The sequence below is a fragment of the Umezawaea sp. genome, assembly GCF_036375055.1.
Taxonomy (GTDB): domain Bacteria; phylum Actinomycetota; class Actinomycetes; order Mycobacteriales; family Pseudonocardiaceae; genus Umezawaea.
This window is the reverse complement of record NZ_DASUSQ010000114.1, coordinates 59942-77098: the sequence shown is the minus strand read 5'-3', so window position 1 is coordinate 77098 and position 17157 is coordinate 59942. Positions and strand designations below refer to the sequence as shown.

The 17157-nt window shown below is 73.8% G+C and carries 19 protein-coding genes and 1 pseudogene; 12 read left to right on the top strand and 8 right to left on the bottom strand.

Annotation, left to right across the window (positions count from 1 at the left end; all coding sequences use genetic code 11):
* Positions 1 to 206, top strand: a pseudogene (locus VFZ92_RS29450) (sporulation protein); the annotation flags it as partial.
* A complete protein-coding gene (locus VFZ92_RS29445; protein WP_330879327.1) occupies positions 203 to 1333 on the top strand; it encodes a lycopene cyclase family protein in 1131 nt (376 codons plus the stop codon). The pseudogene VFZ92_RS29450 and the gene VFZ92_RS29445, both read left to right, overlap by 4 nt.
* Before the next feature lie 24 nt (positions 1334 to 1357).
* Here VFZ92_RS29445 and VFZ92_RS29440 read toward each other — a convergent pair whose 3' ends face one another.
* Positions 1358 to 1741, bottom strand: a complete 384-nt coding sequence (locus tag VFZ92_RS29440; protein WP_330879326.1) for a hypothetical protein — start codon at positions 1739 to 1741, stop codon at positions 1358 to 1360.
* 393 nt (positions 1742 to 2134) lie between these two features.
* On the opposite strand from VFZ92_RS29440, the gene VFZ92_RS29435 reads away from it, so the two are divergent.
* The 5 genes from VFZ92_RS29435 to VFZ92_RS29415 all read left to right on the top strand — a co-directional run bounded on the left by VFZ92_RS29435 (position 2135) and on the right by VFZ92_RS29415 (position 9095).
* Entirely contained in the window at positions 2135 to 2605 is a 471-nt protein-coding gene (locus VFZ92_RS29435; protein WP_330879325.1) for a universal stress protein, read from the top strand.
* Between the two features lie 37 nt (positions 2606 to 2642).
* Positions 2643 to 3221 carry an HPP family protein gene (locus VFZ92_RS29430; protein ID WP_330879324.1) on the top strand — a complete coding sequence of 193 codons (579 nt, stop codon included), beginning with the start codon at positions 2643 to 2645 and terminating at the stop codon, positions 3219 to 3221.
* 123 nt (positions 3222 to 3344) lie between these two features.
* Positions 3345 to 3854 carry a universal stress protein gene (locus tag VFZ92_RS29425; protein ID WP_330879323.1) on the top strand — a complete coding sequence of 170 codons (510 nt, stop codon included), beginning with the start codon at positions 3345 to 3347 and terminating at the stop codon, positions 3852 to 3854.
* 34 nt (positions 3855 to 3888) lie between these two features.
* Entirely contained in the window at positions 3889 to 6525 is a 2637-nt protein-coding gene (locus tag VFZ92_RS29420; RefSeq protein WP_330879322.1) for a GNAT family N-acetyltransferase, read from the top strand.
* A complete protein-coding gene (locus VFZ92_RS29415; protein ID WP_330879321.1) occupies positions 6522 to 9095 on the top strand; it encodes an HAD-IC family P-type ATPase in 2574 nt (857 codons plus the stop codon). Before VFZ92_RS29420 ends, VFZ92_RS29415 begins: the two co-directional genes overlap by 4 nt.
* Before the next feature lie 26 nt (positions 9096 to 9121).
* Here the strand turns inward: VFZ92_RS29415 and VFZ92_RS29410 are convergent, their stop codons facing one another.
* Positions 9122 to 9721, bottom strand: a complete 600-nt coding sequence (locus VFZ92_RS29410) for a hypothetical protein (protein WP_330879320.1) — start codon at positions 9719 to 9721, stop codon at positions 9122 to 9124.
* Positions 9722 to 9731: 10 nt separating this feature from the next.
* Here VFZ92_RS29410 and VFZ92_RS29405 point away from each other — a divergent pair, with 10 nt between their 5' ends.
* The gene (locus VFZ92_RS29405; protein WP_330879319.1) at positions 9732 to 10136 is read left to right on the top strand and encodes a hypothetical protein; all 405 of its coding nucleotides are present in this window, start codon (positions 9732 to 9734) and stop codon (positions 10134 to 10136) included.
* Positions 10137 to 10250: 114 nt separating this feature from the next.
* Positions 10251 to 10889, top strand: coding sequence for a CBS domain-containing protein (locus VFZ92_RS29400; protein ID WP_330879318.1), 639 nt, complete (start codon positions 10251 to 10253; stop codon positions 10887 to 10889).
* A 5-nt stretch (positions 10890 to 10894) separates the two neighbouring features.
* On the opposite strand, the gene VFZ92_RS29395 is transcribed toward VFZ92_RS29400, so the two are convergent.
* The 4 genes from VFZ92_RS29395 to VFZ92_RS29380 all read right to left on the bottom strand — a co-directional run bounded on the left by VFZ92_RS29395 (position 10895) and on the right by VFZ92_RS29380 (position 14101).
* Positions 10895 to 11515: a CBS domain-containing protein gene (locus VFZ92_RS29395; protein WP_330879317.1), complete on the bottom strand. Its 621-nt coding sequence runs from the start codon at positions 11513 to 11515 to the stop codon at positions 10895 to 10897.
* Positions 11516 to 11655: 140 nt separating this feature from the next.
* Complete coding sequence (locus VFZ92_RS29390; RefSeq protein WP_330879316.1) at positions 11656 to 12666, bottom strand: Acg family FMN-binding oxidoreductase; 1011 nt, start codon at positions 12664 to 12666, stop codon at positions 11656 to 11658.
* Positions 12667 to 12801: 135 nt separating this feature from the next.
* Entirely contained in the window at positions 12802 to 13458 is a 657-nt protein-coding gene (locus tag VFZ92_RS29385) for a response regulator transcription factor (RefSeq protein WP_330879315.1), read from the bottom strand.
* Between the two features lie 148 nt (positions 13459 to 13606).
* Entirely contained in the window at positions 13607 to 14101 is a 495-nt protein-coding gene (locus VFZ92_RS29380) for a universal stress protein (protein ID WP_330879314.1), read from the bottom strand.
* Between the two features lie 172 nt (positions 14102 to 14273).
* Between VFZ92_RS29380 and VFZ92_RS29375 the strand changes: the two genes are divergently transcribed.
* On the top strand, positions 14274 to 14456 hold the full coding sequence (locus tag VFZ92_RS29375; protein WP_330879313.1) for a hypothetical protein: 183 nt from the start codon (positions 14274 to 14276) through the stop codon (positions 14454 to 14456).
* A 110-nt stretch (positions 14457 to 14566) separates the two neighbouring features.
* On the opposite strand, the gene VFZ92_RS29370 is transcribed toward VFZ92_RS29375, so the two are convergent.
* Positions 14567 to 14875, bottom strand: a complete 309-nt coding sequence (locus tag VFZ92_RS29370; protein WP_330879312.1) for a DUF1540 domain-containing protein — start codon at positions 14873 to 14875, stop codon at positions 14567 to 14569.
* Positions 14876 to 15337: 462 nt separating this feature from the next.
* Between VFZ92_RS29370 and VFZ92_RS29365 the strand changes: the two genes are divergently transcribed.
* Positions 15338 to 15958: an ATP-dependent Clp protease proteolytic subunit gene (locus VFZ92_RS29365; RefSeq protein ID WP_330879311.1), complete on the top strand. Its 621-nt coding sequence runs from the start codon at positions 15338 to 15340 to the stop codon at positions 15956 to 15958.
* Positions 15955 to 16545 carry a ClpP family protease gene (locus VFZ92_RS29360; RefSeq protein WP_330879310.1) on the top strand — a complete coding sequence of 197 codons (591 nt, stop codon included), beginning with the start codon at positions 15955 to 15957 and terminating at the stop codon, positions 16543 to 16545. Before VFZ92_RS29365 ends, VFZ92_RS29360 begins: the two co-directional genes overlap by 4 nt.
* A gap of 46 nt (positions 16546 to 16591) precedes the next feature.
* Here the strand turns inward: VFZ92_RS29360 and VFZ92_RS29355 are convergent, their stop codons facing one another.
* Positions 16592 to 16939 (bottom strand): helix-turn-helix transcriptional regulator, encoded by a 348-nt coding sequence (locus VFZ92_RS29355; protein ID WP_330879309.1) that lies wholly within the window; start codon positions 16937 to 16939, stop codon positions 16592 to 16594.
* Positions 16940 to 17157: the final 218 nt, after the last annotated feature.

The window sequence follows — 17157 nt, the reverse complement described above, 5'->3', positions numbered from 1 at the left end:
ACGAGAAGGGCCGGGAGGGGGAGGGCGGCGGCTTCGGCGCCACCGGCAGGCCCGTCGGCGCCTACGTCGTCGCCGGGACCAGCGTGACCTGGTGCCCCGCGGTCGACGTGAACCGGCTCCTGACCGGTGTCGCGGCCGTCGTCGTGGTCTTCCTCGTCACGCGAGCCCGCGTGGCCGGGGCGCGGAGCCGGGCAGGGCACGGATGACCGTGGTCGTCGCGGGCGGTGGCCTGAGCGGGCTGGCGCTCGCGGGCCACCTCGCCCTCGAACCCCGGTGGCACGGGCGGGTGGTGGTCGTCGACGACGGCCGCCGTCCGCTCGACACCGTCGCCTGGTCCTCGTGGGCCGACCGGCCGGGCCCGCTCGACGCCGCGGTGTCCAGCGCGTTCGACCGCGTCCGGGTGCACGTGGACGGTCGGACCCGCACCCTCCCGCTCGGCCGCTACCGGTACCTGGTGGTGCGGGGCACCGACCTGGACCGGGTCGTCCGCGCGCTCGCGCTGCCGTTGGGGCGCTTCGACTTCCGCCGCGGTCACGTCGACCGGGTCGTCGGCCCGCCCGGCCGGACGCGCGTGGTCGTGGACGGCGAGGAGGTCGCGGCGCGCTGGGTGTTCGACAGCGTCCTCGGGCCGCCCGAACCGCCGCCGGTGGACGCGCGCCTGGTGTTCCGCGGCCGTCGCGTCCGCACCGCGCGCCCGGTGTTCGACCCGGAGGCGCCCACCCTGTTCGACTTCCGCACGAGCCGGGCCGGGCCCGCCGCCTTCGTCCACGTGCTCCCGTTCTCGGCGACCGAGGCGCTGGTGGAGCACACGGCCTTCGCGCCCCCGCACGGGCCGCTGCCCGGTGTCGACGTCCAGCGCGCCGCACTGGCGGAGCACCTGGCCGACGTCCTGGGCGCGGCGGAGTGGGAGGTGCTGCACGAGGAGGGCGCCGTGCTGCCGCTGTCGGCGGGCGCGGTGCCGCGCCGCCGGGGCGACGTGCTGGCCATCGGCACGCCGGGCGGCATGGTGAAGGCGAGCACCGGCTACTCCTACCAGCGGGTGCAGCGCGACAGCGCCGCCGTCGCGCGGTCGCTGGTCGAGCACGGCCACCCGTTCGACCTCCCAGCCGAGAGCGCGAGGCACCGCCTGTTCGACGGCGCCCTGCTCGACGTGGTCACCCGCGAGCCCCGCCAGTTGGAGCGCGCGTTCGCGGCGCTGTTCCGCGGCTGTTCGGCGGAGCCCGCGCTGCGCTTCCTCGACGAGCGCACCTCGTTCGCGCAGGAGGGCCGCCTGGTCACCGGGATGCCGGTCGGGGTCTACCTGCGGGCGATCCGCAGGCGGATGCGGGAGTAGCGGTCCGGCGCCGGCCCCGGCTCGTCAGGTCACCTCGAACCGCCGCCTGTGCTCGGCCACCGCCCGGAGCAGGTCGCTCCTGGACAGCACGCGCGGACCGCACTCGCACGAGGCGGGCAGCGCGTCGTCCACCAGCGGGTCGTCGCGCTGGAGCAGGTCGACCTGCTCGTCCCGGCGTGACCCGGCGGCGCGGGGCACGTCGGCGAAGTCCCGCGACCCGTGCGCGCGGGCCCTCGTGCACGACGCGTACACCAGACCCGCCGACGTGGCGTACACCGCGGCCACGTGGTGGCCCCTGGAGCACCGCACGGTGAGCTTCCGCGCCCGCGCGCGGTGCGCGCCGATCTCGTCGAGCGCCGCGCGAGCGGCCTCCCGCGCCCGTGCCGGGTCGGACCTGCGCGCGGTCATGGCCTCACCCCTCGGCACGCGAGGAGGTCGTGACCACCGCCGCGACCTCGGGGACGTCGGTCGACGTGGGCGCCGCGGTCGTGCTCCTCCGGCGCCCGGTGCCCGTGGTTCGTCGTGGACATGCCGCCTCCTCCTGCCAGGCGGGCGGGGTTCCGCCCGCACGTCCATCCGATCGCGCGGAACGGGATTCGGCCACCGTCGTCCGACCCGCCGGGTACGGGACTTCTTCCCCTGGGCCGCGCCGGGTTCGGGTGCTTCCGAATACCCTCCCCGCGCCCGGTGGCGGGGAGGGTATTCCGGTCCCCGCGCCGTGGACCTTCGGTCCTGTTGCGCGTCCGCGTCCGGTTCCAGGCTGGTACCGCAGGAGCGGGAGTCGGAGGAGCGGGAGGCGTGATGGACGAGCGGAAGCCGGTCGTCGTCGGAGTGGACGGGTCCGAGGCGGCCCGGCACGCGCTGGAGTGGGCGCTCGACGAGGCGCTGATCCGCGGGTGCGCCGTGCGCGCCGTGCGGGTGTGGAGCTTCGAGCCGATGTCGGACTGGGCGCCGACGACCCTCCAGGAGACGCGGGACAACGCCGAGAGGGCGCTCGACGACGCCGTGCGCACCGCCGTCGCCGGACGGCCCTCGGCGCCCCCGGTCGAGCAGGTCACCGCCGAGGGCGACCCGGCGGGCGCGCTGGTGCGGGCCGCGAGCGACGCGGCGCTGCTGGTGGTCGCGGGCCACCGGGGCGAACGCTTCCGCAAGGTCGTGCTCGGCTCGGTCAGCTCGGCGTGCGTCCGGCGGTCGCACGTCCCCGTCGTCGTGCTGCCGCCGGGGATCGAGCGGGTCGCCACCGAGGACGACGAGGAGAGGGCGCGGGCGTGACCGGCCCGCCGGGGGAGCGACGAGGAGGAGGAACCCCGTGCTGGCCCAGGACATCATGAGCCGCCCGGCGGTGACCGTGACGCCCGGCGTGCCGATCCGCGAGGCGGCGGCGCTGCTGGCCTCGCACGGGTTCACCGCGCTGCCCGTCGTCGACCACGCTCAGCGCGTGGTCGGCATCGTGGCGGAGGCGGACCTGCTGCGCGTCAGGTACGGCACGGACTCCGAGTCGCTCGGCGCCCCCGTCGAGGAGGTGATGACCTCGCCCGCCTTCGGCATGCCGGTCGGGACGCCCGCCGCGCTGCTCGCCAGGGTCATGCTCGACGACCGCGTGCGGTGCCTGCCGATCGTCGACGGCTCGCGGGTCGTCGGCGTGGTCACGCGCCGGGACCTGGTCCGCGGTCTGGCCAGGACGGACACCGACATCGCCGCCGAGGTGCGGCACCGGCTGGAGGTCTACGGCGGGCCCGGCGGCTGGTCGGTGTCCGTGCGCGACGGCGAGGTGACCATCGGCACCGAGTTCGTCGACGCCGAGGTCCAGCGGGTCGTCACCGCGCTGGCCGAAGGGGTGCTGGGCGTCTCGACCGCGACCGTGCGCACCACGAGCGACTCGTCGTGACCGCGACACCCGCGGCGGCGGCCGAAGGGTCGAAGGTCCCGACCACGCGGGACCGCCGCCACTGACCTCGCGCCGGGCCCGGCGGCGAAGCTCGGTGGCAACCAGCAGCAGGAGGAGTGGACCATGGACGACATCGACTCCCGGCCGATCGTGGTCGGCGTGGACGGGTCCCCGGCGAGCCGGGCGGCCCTGGCGTGGGCGGTGGAGGAGGCCGAGCGGCGCGGGTGCGCGGTCGAGGCGGTCACCGGGCAGCACCGGGACTTCGGCATGGCCGTCGGCGCGGTGCCGATCGACGTGATGATCGGGATGCTGCCCGAGGAACTGCGCGCCGCGCAGCAGCAGGTGCTCGACACCGCCGTGGCGGAACTGGCCACGGCGGTGGAGATCCGCACCGTCGCGGCCACCGAGGAGGCGAGGCAGGCCCTCGTCGAGGCCTCGGAGCACGCCTCGCTGCTGGTGGTCGGCCGTCGCGGGCTCGGCGCGGTCGCGGCGGCACTGCTGGGTTCGGTGAGCCTGCACTGCGTGCGCCACGCGTCCTGCCCGGTCGTGGTGGTCAACGACCCCACCGCGGTGGCGCACCACGAGCGCTCACTGCGCTCCGGCGCGCCGATCACCCCCGGCCCGCTGCTGTGACGCCGCCCGACCGGACCGCACAGGAGGTCTCGCCGTGGCCGTGAACCTCGAACCCGACCGCGCCCTGCTGACCGACGGAACGGTGGTGTCGGTGCGGGAGCTGGGGGTGGGTGACGTCGGCGCGCTGCTGGCGCTGCACGAGTCGCTGCCCCTGGAGGACCGCTACCTCAGGTTCTTCTCGACCTCGCCCCGGCAGCTGGAGGACTTCGTCGGCCGGATGGCCACGCCGGACGGCGCGGACCACGTCACGGTCGGGGCGTTCCGCGGCCGTGCGCTGCTCGGCGCGGCGAGCTGCATCGTCCTGGACGAGCCGTCCGAGGCCGAGGTGGCGCTGGTGGTGTCGCACGCCGACCAGGCGCACGGGGTCGGCACGCTGCTGCTCGAACGCCTCCGCTCCCTCGCCGTCCGCCGCGGGGTGCGGCGCTTCGTCGCGGACGTGATGACCATCAACTCCCGGATGCTGCGGGTCTTCACGGACATGGGTCTGGTGTGGACGGTGACCGCCGACGGGGACGTGGTGCACGTCGACCTCGGGCTGGAACCGGTGGAGTCCTACCTCGACGCGGTCGCGGACCGCGAGCTGACCGCCGACGTGAACAGCCTGCGCGCGGTGCTCGAACCGACCTCGGTCGTCGTGGTCGGCGCCGGTCGCAAGGAGACGAGCGTCGGCAACGCCGTGCTGCGCAACCTCGTCGCCGGAGGCTTCACCGGCGAGCTGCACGCGGTGAACCCGCACGCGTCCTCGATCGTCGGGGTCACCTGCTACCCGTCGGTCGCGGAGGTGCCGGACGTGCCGGAGCTGGCTGTGCTGTGCGTGCCCGCGGACCAGGTGCCCGCGGTCGCCGAGCAGTGCGGACGGCGGGGTGTGAAGGCGCTGGTGGTCATCACCGCCGGGGTCACCGAGCACCCGGAGCTGGCGCGGGGCCTCGCGGACGCGGTCCGCGAGCACGGGATGCGCGTCGTCGGCCCGAACTGCCTCGGCGTCTCCACCGGGGAGCCCGGTGTCAGCCTGGACGCCACGTTCGCCCGCACCCGCACCACCGCCGGTGGCGTCGGTGTGGTGACCCAGTCCGGCGGGATCGCCATCGCCGTGGTGGAGCGGCTGCGCGCCCTCGGCCTCGGCACCTCCAACCTGGTGTCCACGGGTGACAAGTACGACGTGAGCGGCAACGACCTGCTGCTGTGGTGGGAGCGCGACGAGCGCACGCGTGCCGTCGTGCTGTACCTGGAGTCGTTCGGCAACCCGCGCAAGTTCTCCCGGCTGGCCCGTCGGGTCGCCCGGCGCAAGCCGGTGCTGGCCATCCGGTCGGCCTCCTCGGAGGCGGGGCAGCGCGCGGCGGCGTCGCACACCGCCGCGACGGCCACGCCGGCGATCACCCGTGACGCCCTGTTCCGGCAGGCCGGGATCACCGCGGTGGACGGGGTCTCCGAGCTGGTGGACGTGCTCGCCGCGCTGCACACCCAACCGCTGCCCGCCGGTCGTGCCGTCGCCGTGCTGAGCAACGCGGGCGGGCTGGGGGTGCTGGCGGCCGACGCGTGCGTGCGGGGAGGCCTCGACGTGGCCGAGCTGTCGACCACGACCGTGAACGCGCTGCGGGCGCTGCTGCCCACCACGGCCAGCGCCCACAACCCGGTCGACACCACCGCCGTCGTGAACGAGCGGACGTTCGCCCGCTGCCTGAACGTGGTGGCGGCGGACCCCGCGGTGGACGCCGTCATCGCCGTCACCGTCCCCACCGCTCTCGGCGACCCGTCCGGCGGGGTCCACCCGGTGGCGGGCAAGCCCGTCCTCGCCGTCGACGCGGGGCGGGTGCGGGCGGTCGGGTCCGGGCCGGTGCCGGGCTACGGCGACCCGGCGCAGGCCGCCGCCGTGCTGGCGGCGCTCGCCGAACGCGCGGAGTGGCTGGCGCGTCCGGAGCGGCGGGACGACGTGGACGGGATCGACGTCGGCAGGGCCCGCGCCCTCGTGGCCGACCACCTGGCCGCCGAACCGCGGGGCGGGTGGCTGGACCCGGACCGGGTCGTCGAACTGCTGGCCGCGTTCGGGCTGCCGGTGCTGGGCGGGATCGTGACGACCACGGCCGAGGCGACGGCGGCGGCGCAGCGCGGGTTCGGCTGTCCCGTCGTGCTCAAGGCCATCGCCGTGGACCTGCTGCACAAGAGCAAGGGAGGCGGTGTCGTGCTCGACCTGGACACCCCGGACGCCGCCGCGGACGCGTTCAGCCGGTTCCGGTCGCTCTTCGGTGACCGGCTGCGCGGCGCGTTCGTCCAGCCGATGGCCGACCCCGGCCGGGAACTGCTGGTGGGCGTGGTCAACGACCAGCAGTTCGGGCCGCTGGTGGTGACCGGGCTCGGCGGTGTCGACACCGACCTCGTCGACGACCGCGCCGCCGCGCTCGCCCCGCTGACGGCCGCCGACGCGGACGACCTGCTGCACGGGTTCCGGGCCGCGGGGGGCGTGTTCGAGACCGTGGCGGAGGCCCCGGTGCGCGAGGTCCTGCTGCGGGTGGCGAGACTGGCCGAACTCGTGCCGGAGGTCGCCGAGCTGGACCTCAACCCGGTGATCGCCACCGGCGACCGCTGCCAGGTCGTGGACGCGCGCGTGCGCGTCGTACCCGCCTCGCCGGTCGACCCGTTCCTGCGCGGCCTGCGCCCGAGCGGACGGGGATGACCGTGCCACTCGCCACCGGGGAACGCGTCGACACCGCCGTCCACCACGGGATGCCGGTCCACGAGGTCGTCCTGCTCGCCGAGACCGACGCGGACACCGGTCTGCCACCGGAGGAAGCCCGGCGCAGGCTGGCCGAACTGGGACCCAACACCCTGCCCCCGCCCCGAGGTCGGGGGTGGGCGCGCCAACTCCTCGCCCAGGTCACCAACCCGCTGATCTACGTCCTGCTCGGGGCGGCCGTGCTGACCGCGGCGCTCGGGGAGACCGTGGACGCCTCGGTCGTGTTCGCCGTCGTGGTCGTCAACGCCCTGATCGGGTTCGTGCAGGAACTCCGGGCCGAACGCGCGCTCGACGCGCTGGTGGCCATGGTCCGCACCGAGGCCACCGTCGTGCGCGGCGGCGAGGCGACCCGGATCTCCTCCGACGACCTCGTGCCCGGCGACCTCGTGGCGCTCGAACCCGGCGACCAGGTGCCCGCCGACCTCAGGCTCGTGCGCGCCGGGGAACTCGCGGTCGACGAGTCGGCGCTCACCGGCGAGTCGCAGGCCGTGGCGAAGGACCCGGTCGCGCTGCCGTCGGACACCGCACTGGCCGACCGCGTCAACATGGCCTACTCCAGCACCCTGGTCACGGCGGGCACCGCGCGCGGAGTCGTCGTCGCCACCGGGCCGGACACCGAGATCGGCCGGGTGCACCGGCTCGTCGGCAGCACCTCGACCGTGCGGACCCCGTTGACCCGCAAGCTCGACCGGTTCGCCAAGCTGCTGACGGTGGTCGTCCTCGGGCTGGCCGCGGTCAGCGTGGTGATCGGCCTGGTGCGCGGCGAACCGCTGAGCGAGATGGTCACCGCCGCCGTGGCGCTGGCCGTCGGCGCGATCCCGGAGGGCCTGCCCGCCGCGGTCACCGTCACGCTCGCGATCGGCGTCGCCCGCATGGCCCGCCGCAACGCGATCATCCGGCGGCTGCCCGCCGTGGAGACGCTGGGCAGCACCACGATGATCTGCACCGACAAGACCGGCACCCTGACCGCCAACGCGATGACCGTGCGCACCGTCGTGGTCGCCGGGAAGGCCTACGACGTCAGCGGTGTCGGCTACGACCCGGACGGGGCGTTCTCGGACACCGTGACGCCCGCGCTGCGCGAGTGCCTGCTCGCGGGCCTGGCGTGCAACGACGCGCGGATCGTGCGGGAGCACGGGACCTGGACGGCGGTCGGCGACCCCACCGAGGCCGCGCTCGTCGTGTCCGCGCGCAAGGCCGGGCTGACCGCGGCCGACGTCCCCGCCCGGCTCGACGCGCTGCCGTTCACCTCCGAGCGCCAGTACATGGCCACCTCCCACGAGGGCGGCGTGGTGTACCTCAAGGGTGCGGTCGAACGCGTCCTCGACCTGACCGGGCACCCCGGCGAGCACGGTGCGGCCGACGACCTCGCCTCGGCGGGCTTGCGCGTCCTGGCCGTGGGGTCGGCCCGGCTGCCCGCAGGGACCGAGCTGACGGAGGACAACCTCCGCGGCCGGGTCCACCTGCTCGGCCTCCAGGCCATGCACGACCCGCCGCGTCCCGAGGCGATCGAGGCCGTCCGGGCCTGCCGCTCCGCGGGCGTCGACGTCCGCATGATCACCGGCGACCACCCGGTGACGGCGCGCGCCATCGCGCGGACCTTCGACATCCCCGAGGACGGCGTCCACGCCAGGGTGACGCCGGAGGAGAAGCTGCGGCTCGTCACGGAGTTCCAGGAGCGGGGGCACGTGGTCGCCATGACCGGCGACGGCGTCAACGACGCCCCCGCGCTGCGGCGCGCGGACATCGGCGTCGCGATGGGCCGCGGTGGGACGGAGGTGGCGAAGCAGGCCGCGGACATGGTGCTGGCAGACGACAACTTCTCGTCCATCAGGGCGGCCGTCGAGGAGGGCCGCTCGGTCTTCGACAACCTGCGCAAGTTCATCATCTGGACCCTGCCCACGAACATGGCCGAGGGCCTGGTGATCCTCGCCGCGATCCTGGCGGGCACCGCGCTGCCGATCCTGCCGGTGCAGATCCTGTGGATCAACATGACCACCGCGGTCGCGCTGGGTCTCACGCTGGCGTTCGAGCCGCGCGAGCCGGACGTGATGCGCAGACCGCCCCTCCCGCCGTCGTTGCCCCTGCTCACCGGGATGCTCGTGCGGCGGACCCTGTTCGTCTCCGTGATCCTGCTCGGTGCCTCGTTCGGCGCGTTCCACTGGTGGCTGGCGACGGGCGCGCCGCTGGAGGTGGCCCGCACGGTCGCGGTCGACGTCTTCGTGGCCGTGCAGATCGCGTACCTGCTCAACTGCCGGTCGCTGACGAAGCTCCGGCCCGGAGTGCCACTCAGCCGCAGCCCCTGGCTGCTGGGCGGGATCGCGCTGACCGCCGTGCTGCAACTGCTGTTCACCTACCTGCCCGCGATGAACGCGCTGTTCCACACGAGCCCCCTCGGTTGGTGGGACTGGGGTGTGGTGGTGGCGGCGAGCGTCGTCGGGTACGTCCTGGTGGAGCTGGACAAGTGGCGGGAACGCGCGCTGGAGCGGAGGCGTCGTGGCGTCGCCTGAACCCAGCACGTCCGCCGACCCGGTGCTCAGCGGGTCGGCGGTCTCGGTTCGGGGTTCGACTCCAGCACGATCCCCTGAACGACTCCCGGCGGTGTTTCCGGCGCGGGCTCCGACGACGTCTCGGGCCAGGACCGCGGTGCCGGGCCGAACGCGCGCCGGGTGGCCCGGACGGCGAGGGTGGCGACGGTGGCGTTGGCGCCGCCACCGATCACCGCGCCGATGCCGAACGGGACCACTCGGCCGAGCACGATGATCCCCTGCTTCGTGCCGTACTTGGTGATGAAATTCTTGCCCAGGACACCGTTGGTCTGCTTCAGGGTCGTCGCGGGCACCTGGCTGACGAGCTGGCGGGCCCGGTGCCGGCCGGTGCGCTCAGCGACCTCGCCGATGGTCTTGGAGCCGGACTCGCCGAGCAGGATCCCCATGACGAGCGTCCGGCGCCGTTCGATCTCGTCGAGCTGGACCCCGTGGACCTCGGCGACCGAGAGCACGAACAGGGTGCTCAGTTCGAGCGAGGAGAAGAACTCGCCCGCCGACAGCGCCAGCGCGATCCCGGTGCCGACGGCGGGTGCGGCCGCGGTGGCCCCGACCGCGGCCCCCGTGCTCGCCAGGGCGCTGACGTACATGCGCTCCAGGGTGCGGACGACTTCCTCGGGTGTCGCGTCCGGGCTGCACCCGCACGGGATCTCCGACAGGGACTACCAGGAGGTCTTCACCGGCACCGCGCCGGTGATCTGTGCCTACCACGGGTACCCGTGGCTGATCCACCGGCTGACCTACCGCAGGCCCGGTCACGACCGGATGCACGTGCACGGTTTCCACGAGAACGGCACCGCGACGACGCCGTTCGACATGTGCGTGCTCGACGAGGTCGACCGCTGCACCCTCGCGCTCGCGGCGCTGGAGCGGGTGCCGAGGGTGGCGGGTCGGATCGGGCACCTGCGGCAGCACTTGCGGGACAGGCACACCGCGCACCACAACCACATCCGCCGCACCGGTGAGGATCTGCCGGAGGTTCGTGACCGGACCTGGAGCGGGTGATGCGGACCCCCGTCGTCAACCCCGGCCGGGTGTCGAGGTCGTCGGTCCTCGTGGTGCGGGCGCGGGAGGACGTCGAGACCGCCGGGTCGGCGGTGTGACCGGGAGGAGGAGACCGTGCGCGAACCCAGCGTGGCGTCGGTGATGACCAGTCCGGTCGTCACCGTGGAGCTGCACACGCCCGTCAGGGAGGTGACGGCGCTGCTGGTGGAGCACGGCATCAGCGCCGTCCCGGTCCTGGACGGCGGTGCGGTCGCCGGTGTCGTGTCGGAGGCCGACCTGCTCGCCAACCGCGAGTACCGGGGAGGCAGCGTCCCCGCCCCGACGACCGGCGGCGGGCTGGCGCGGTGGCGCAAGGCCTTCGGCGCCACCGCGAGCCACGTCATGACCACACCCGCGATCGTCATCGCCCCCGACGCGCCGGTGAGCGAGGCCATCGCCCTGCTGGCCCAGTCGACCGTGCGGCGGCTGTTCGTCGTCGACCACGACGGCGTGCTGGTCGGTGTGCTCGCGCGCCGCGACCTGCTCCGGGACTACCTGCGCGAGGACGACGACATCCGGGCCGACGTGCGCCGGGTGCTGCGCGAGGACGTCGGCGTCGACCCCGACCTGGTCGTCGTGTCGGTCCGGGAGGGGAGGGTGCGGCTCTCCGGGTGGCTGGAGCGGCGCGGTCAGGTGGACCGCGCCCTCGCGTCGGTCCGCCTCCTGCCCGGTGTGGTGGACGTGCACGGCGAACTGGGCTGCGACGAGCGGTAGGCCCGTCAGACCCTCTCGTCGAGCCTCGACGTCACCGTGACGGCCTGGACACCGGGGACGCTGCGGGCCAGCACGCTCGCGACGTGCCGGTCCTCGGCGTCGTCGAACTCGTCCACGACCGTCACGACCCCGTCGGCGACGGACACCGCCCAGCGGCCGTGCCCGCCGTACTTGGCCAGCACGTGCCGGACGTCGGCGACGATCGCGCGGTCGTCGCGGGCCAGCGTGCGCAGCAGGTCCCGGCGGCTCACGACACCGACCAGCTTCCCGCGGTCGACGACGGGGGTGCAGCGGATGTGGCCGTCCAGCATCACCGTCGCCACCTCGGCGATGTCGGCGCTGCGGCGGACCGCCGTCGCCGGGCTGGTCATGACCTCGCCGACCGCGTCGGGCGGCGGCTCGACCACCGGGGCCCTGTCCTCCCGCCACACCAGGGTGCGGGCGTCCGGGATGACGCGGTCGCGCACCAGGTCGGCCTCGGTGACGATGCCGACCAGCCGGTCGTCGGCGTCGACCACGGGCAGCGCGGTGAAGCCGTGCGAGGTCATCAGACCGATGGCGGCCTTGACGGGGGTGTCGGGCCGGACCGTGACCACGGGACTGGACATGACGTCTTCTGCTCGCATCGTTCAGCTCCTCACACCGCGGAGTGCGGTTCCTGGTCCAGCTTCGTGCGCGGGAACGGCCGGGCCGAGAGTCGAAGGTCCTGCCGCCGTGCCCCGAGGTCCCGCCCCCCAGCAGTACCGTCCACAGAGGACATGATCGGTCAGGGTCCCGTGTCGACGCCGCACGACGACAGGACCAGCTCCCGCACCGGCAGGCGCGGTGTCGGCGGCACGGGGGACCCGAAGCCGATCCGCAGCACCGTCTGCGGGAACAGGGAGCCGCCCAGCACGCGGCGCAGGCTGTCGCGCGCCCGCCGGACCTCCACCACCTGCGACAGGAACGAGGCGGACAGGCCGAGCGTGGTCGCCACCAGCAGCACGCGCTGGAGGGCCTGGCCCGCCTGGAGTTCGGCGAGGGGCCCGTCGTAGAACGAGCAGAGCACGACGACGAGCGGATCGGGCTCGTAGTCCTTGCCCGACGACCGGGCCGCCGACGCGCCGGGGGCGAAGTCCCGCAACGCCCACTCGTCCTGCGGCGCGGGAGTCGGCCCGGCCGAGGTCGACGGCACCCCGTGCCCCCGGTCGGCCCGGTCTCCCGTCCACTCCCGCAGTTCCGCCTGCACACCCGGATCGGCGAGCTGGTCGCGGTGCGCGAGCTGCACGAGGTCCCGCAGCCGCACCTTCTCCTCGCGGGTGGTCACGGCGTGCAGCCACGACCGCTCCTGCTCCGCCGCCCGCACCAGGAGCTGCCGGTGCCGCGCGGGCACCGGGTCGTCGAAGAACGGGTGCCGGTTGGTCCTGCGGTGCGCCACGGCCCTGAGCAGCGAACAGGACTCCTCGGTGGCGGTGAACCGCCCGCCGCGCCGGACGACCGCGAGCGCGCCGCCCGCGCCCTGGCCGGGCAGCAGCGTGACCAGCGGTCGGATGCCGAGGCCCTGGAGGGCGAGCCGCGTGTTCAGCAGCGCGGCACCGCAGGACAGCCGCAGTTCACGGCTCTCGGGGTCGGTCGCGAGCAGCTGCTCGCCGGGGTCGAAGTGCAGCTCGACCCGGTCCGGGTGCAGCGCGAACCGCCACGGCTGGCTGTTGTGGAGGGAGGGGGCCAACGACGCCGCTTCGAGCACGCCGCTGACGTCGTCCTCGGCCAGACCCAACGTCGGCACCACCGCGCCCATCGCTTCTCACCTCGTCGAACCGGGAAGTTGACCTGACCCCTCCCACTGTCGTTCGTCCGGGCTTCCCGGCACACCGTCGAAAGTCCTCGGACGGCAGGGACGTACACCGCGTCCTCGCGGGCCAGGGGGCCGTGTTCAGGCCTCGGTGGTGCCCTGACCCGGTTTCCGGAGCTGGCTGGCGAGGATCGCGGCCTGGGTCCGGCGCTGCATCCCCAGCTTGGCGAGCAGGTGCGACACGTAGTTCTTGATGGTCTTCTCCGCCAGGAACATGCGGTCGGCGATCTGCCGGTTGGTCAGGCCCTCGCCGATGAGGTCGAGCACCGTGCGCTCCTGCTCGGTCAACGTCCGCAGCGGGTCGCCGTTGTCGCGCTCGCGGCGGATCCGGTTCAGCAGCGCCGACGTCGTCTTCGCGTCGAGCAGCGACTGGCCCCCGCCGACCGTGCGCACGGCGTGCACGAGGTCGCCGCCGAGGATCTGCTTGAGCACGAAACCCGACGCCCCGGCCATGATCGCGTCGAAGAGCGCCTCGTCGTCGGCGAACGAGGTCAGCATCAGCACCTTCAGGTCGGGCAGTTCGGACCGCAGGTCGCGGCACAGCTCGATGCCGTTGCCGTCCGGGAGCCGGATGTCGAGCACCGCGACGTCCGCGCCGCTGGCCGGAACCCTGGCGAGCGCCTCGGACACCGACGACGCCTCGCCGATGACGTCGAGGTCCCCCTCCTCCCCGAGCAGCTCCGCCACACCCCTGCGGACGATCTCGTGGTCGTCCACCAGGAAGATCCTCGTGGGCACCCCCACCACCTCCAAGAGCGAAGCCGGGCCCCACCGTCACGCGATCGGCCCGGCGCACGGTACTCCGTTGGTGGTGACGGTGCCTCCGTCGACCACGGGGGAACAGAGTCCAAGGACTCTGCCGCGCACGGCGGTGAGCCACCCGCTCTCAGCGGGATTCCCGTGCGGGGTCCGGCACCGCGGTCCCGTCGGCGCGCACCGACGCGAGCGGCACCACGGTGACCGGGCAGCGGGCGTGGCGCAGGCAGTGCGCCGCCACCGAGCCGATCACCGTCAGGCCCGACCTCCGGTAGCCGTGGCCGCCCAGCACCAGCCCCTCGGCGCCCTCGGACAGCTCCGCCAGCACCTTCGCGGGCTCGCCGGTCGGGACGAGCTGGTCGATCACGACCCCCTCCGCGTCCTGACCCAGCTCCTCGACCGCCGTCCGGAGGGCGAGCGCGTGCTGCTCGCGGGACGGGTCGGCCCCGAGGGGCTCGGTGACCGGCAGCGGCGTGCTGGACGGCGGTTTGACGTCGATCCCGCGCACCGACACCGCCAGCACCGGACTCCCGGAGTTCCTGGCCTGCCGGACCGCCCACCTCAGGGCCGCCGTGCTCGCGGGCGAGCCGTCGATGCCGACGATGATCCGCTGCGCCGTGCTCATGGTGATCAGCTCCTCGTCCGTGGTCCTTCGATCGTGGTGCCCACGGGGAGCACGGACGAGGGACGAACGACCCGGACCGGCCGGGCCCATCGCCGTCACCGGGCCCATCGCCGTCACCGGGGGCGAGGGCCGGGTGTCCGAGCGCTGGTGAGCACGCCCGCCAGACCAGGTGGTGCTCTGGTGGGAACCGGGTCCGGCGCCGAGGGCGGGCGTCTCGGCAGCCGCGGTGCTCACCCGCACCGATCTCACCGACGCCGACTTCGACTTCTCCGACACCGACACCGACACCGACTTCACCGACACCGATCTCACCGGGGTGATCGCGGACGGGACAACCCGTCGGAAGTGGTGGTGATGATCCACCCGTTCCGGTGAACTCGGAATTGGCACCGCATTCCCGCACCGGTACCCGGACGCACTTCGCGGAACGTTCGATCAATGCGTCGCCGGTGGGGCGAGCGCCGATCAGGCCCTGGTGTAGGTCAGGCAGTTGGCCACGTGGTCGCCCTCGCCCTGGCCGATGCGGACGCTCTGCGCGGTGCACTCCAGGGACGCGTTGTGGACGCAGTCGGTGCGCGAGCACGCGCCCACCTTCGCGACGACCTTGTCCAGGCCTCCCTTGGTGCTCAGCGGGATGAAGGTGCCGCAGTCGGCCGCGCCGTTCTCGCCGCGCACGGTGATGGCGAAGGCGTGGCAGCCGTCGTGGTTGTAGGAGCAGCCGCTCACGGTGCACTCGTGGACGGCGGGCATAGCCGGATTCTCAAGCGTGGTCATGTCAGCTCCGCATTGCGTGGTGGGAATCAATTCGGACCAGCCGAACGATGCCACCGCCACCCGGAGTCCGCAATGTGACAGCAATTTAGGGGAGCCTATCCTTTGGCATTCCGAATATCGTCGTCCGCCCACCCATCGGGTGATTTCTCGACATTCCCCTCCGGGAAGCGAGCGTGAACGCGGTCCCCGCGTCGAGGGTGCTCGAAGCGGCAGGTCCTCGGCGGAGATGCCCGTGCGCCCGCGCCCACGAGCGGTACCGGGCCGCCGGAGCCGTCGGGGCCGCGCTCCGCGCGCGCCTGCTCGACGCTGAGCCCCGAGGAGGTCGCGGACCACCGGCCCGAGCACGGGGTCCCCCGACGGCGCCCGCGGTCCACGGTGGAGGGAGGGGGCGTCCGCCGTGGGCTGATCCGCTCACAGCAGATCGGTCCGCGGGCGGCGCCCCCGGCGGGGCATCGTCGGGGCATGACGAACGAGAAGCAGCCGCTCTTCGACCACCGACTCCGAGAACGGTTCCTCAGCCAGCGCGTGCTCATCCTCGACGGCGTGCTGGACGACGACAACGGGACCGTGCTCGCCACCCAGATGCTGTCGCTCGCGAGCGACGACCCCGGCAAGGACATCGCGCTGTGGATCCACTCGCCGGGCGGCTCGGTCCCGTCGATGCTGGCCATCCGCGACGTGATGCGGCTCGTGCCGTGCGACGTGTCCACGCTCGCGCTGGGACTGGCGTGCAGCGCCGGGCAGTTCCTGCTGTCCTCGGGCACGCGCGGCAAGCGCTTCGCCCTCCCGCACGCCAGGATCCTGATGCACCAGGGCTCGGCGGGGATCGGCGGGTCGGCGGTCGAGGTGGAGGTGCAGGCCGACGACCTGCGGCACATGCGCGACACGGTGCTCGGCATCATCGCGGAGGACACCGGCCAGGAGGTCGAGCGGATCTTCACCGACTCGCTGCACGACCGCTGGTTCACCGCGGGGCAGGCGCGCGAGTACGGCTTCATCGACCACATCGTGTCCAGCCTCGACCAGGTCGTGCCCGTGCGCACCCACGCGCTGGGGCTCAGCTCGACGGGGGTCCGCGCATGAGCACCTACACCATCCCCAACGTCATCACGCGCAACGCGGGCGGCGAGCGGATCATGGACGTCTACTCGCACCTGCTGTCGGAGCGGATCGTCTACCTGGGCACCGCGATCGACTCCGGCGTGGCGAACGCGCTGATCGCGCAGCTGCTGCACCTGGAGGCCGACAGCCCGGAGCGGGAGATCAGCCTCTACATCAACTCCGAGGGCGGCGACCCGTCCGCGATGCTCGCGCTGTACGACACCATGCGCTTCATCAAGGCCCCGGTGGCGACCACGTGCGTCGGCCAGGCCGTCGCCGCCAGCGCCGTGCTGCTGGCCGCGGGCGCGCCGGGGCACCGGTTCGTGCTGCCCCACACCAGGGTGGTGCTGCACCAGCCCGCGGCGCAGGGCCGCGGCACCATCCCGGACCTCATCCTCCAGGCCGACGAGGTCGTGCGGGTGCGCACGCAGCTGGAGGAGATCCTGTCCGCGCACACCGGCCGCGCCGTCGCGGACCTGCGGCACGACACCGACCGCGACCGCGTGTTCGACGCGAAGGAGGCCGTCGACTACGGGCTCGCGGACCTGGTCCTCGACCAGCGGCCCTGAACCCGTGCGACCGGACGGCCGGGGGGTGCGGTCCGGTCGCGGGGGGTCAGGCGGCCAGCAGCACGGGGCCTGCCGGGCGGCGTCCTGGGGTGCGGACGGCGCCGGGGCGGCGGCGGACGGCGCCCGCGACGTCGGTGAGCAGGTCGGCCAGGTCGACGCCGAGCGCGCCGGTGACCGCGGCGATCATCTCGCTGGACGGCTCCTTGCGCCCGCGTTCGATCTCCGAGAGGTACTGCGGGGAGATGCCTGCCCGGTCCGCGACGTCGACGAGGCGGCCCCCCTGCTCCTCCCTCGCCGTGCGCAGGGTCCGGCCCAGCGCCTCGCGCCACAGCGGTTCCGGCTCGCGGTCCGGTGCGGTGGCGTGCCTGTGCTGGAAGGGGAGGATGTCCGCCATGCGCTGATCCTGGCACCGGCGGGGTGTCCGGGGGCAAGCGGTTCCGCTCCCGGCGGAACACCCGCCGGTGCGCCCAGGGCTCGACCACGCCGGGCTGAACATCGAGTTCACATGACGAACGTTCTTAGTGTTCGGTGAACGTCACCGGAATCCGGTCCGCTCCACTCGTCGGCGAGAACTCCCTGCTCCTGCCACTTTTCTCCGCGTTCGTCCCGTGA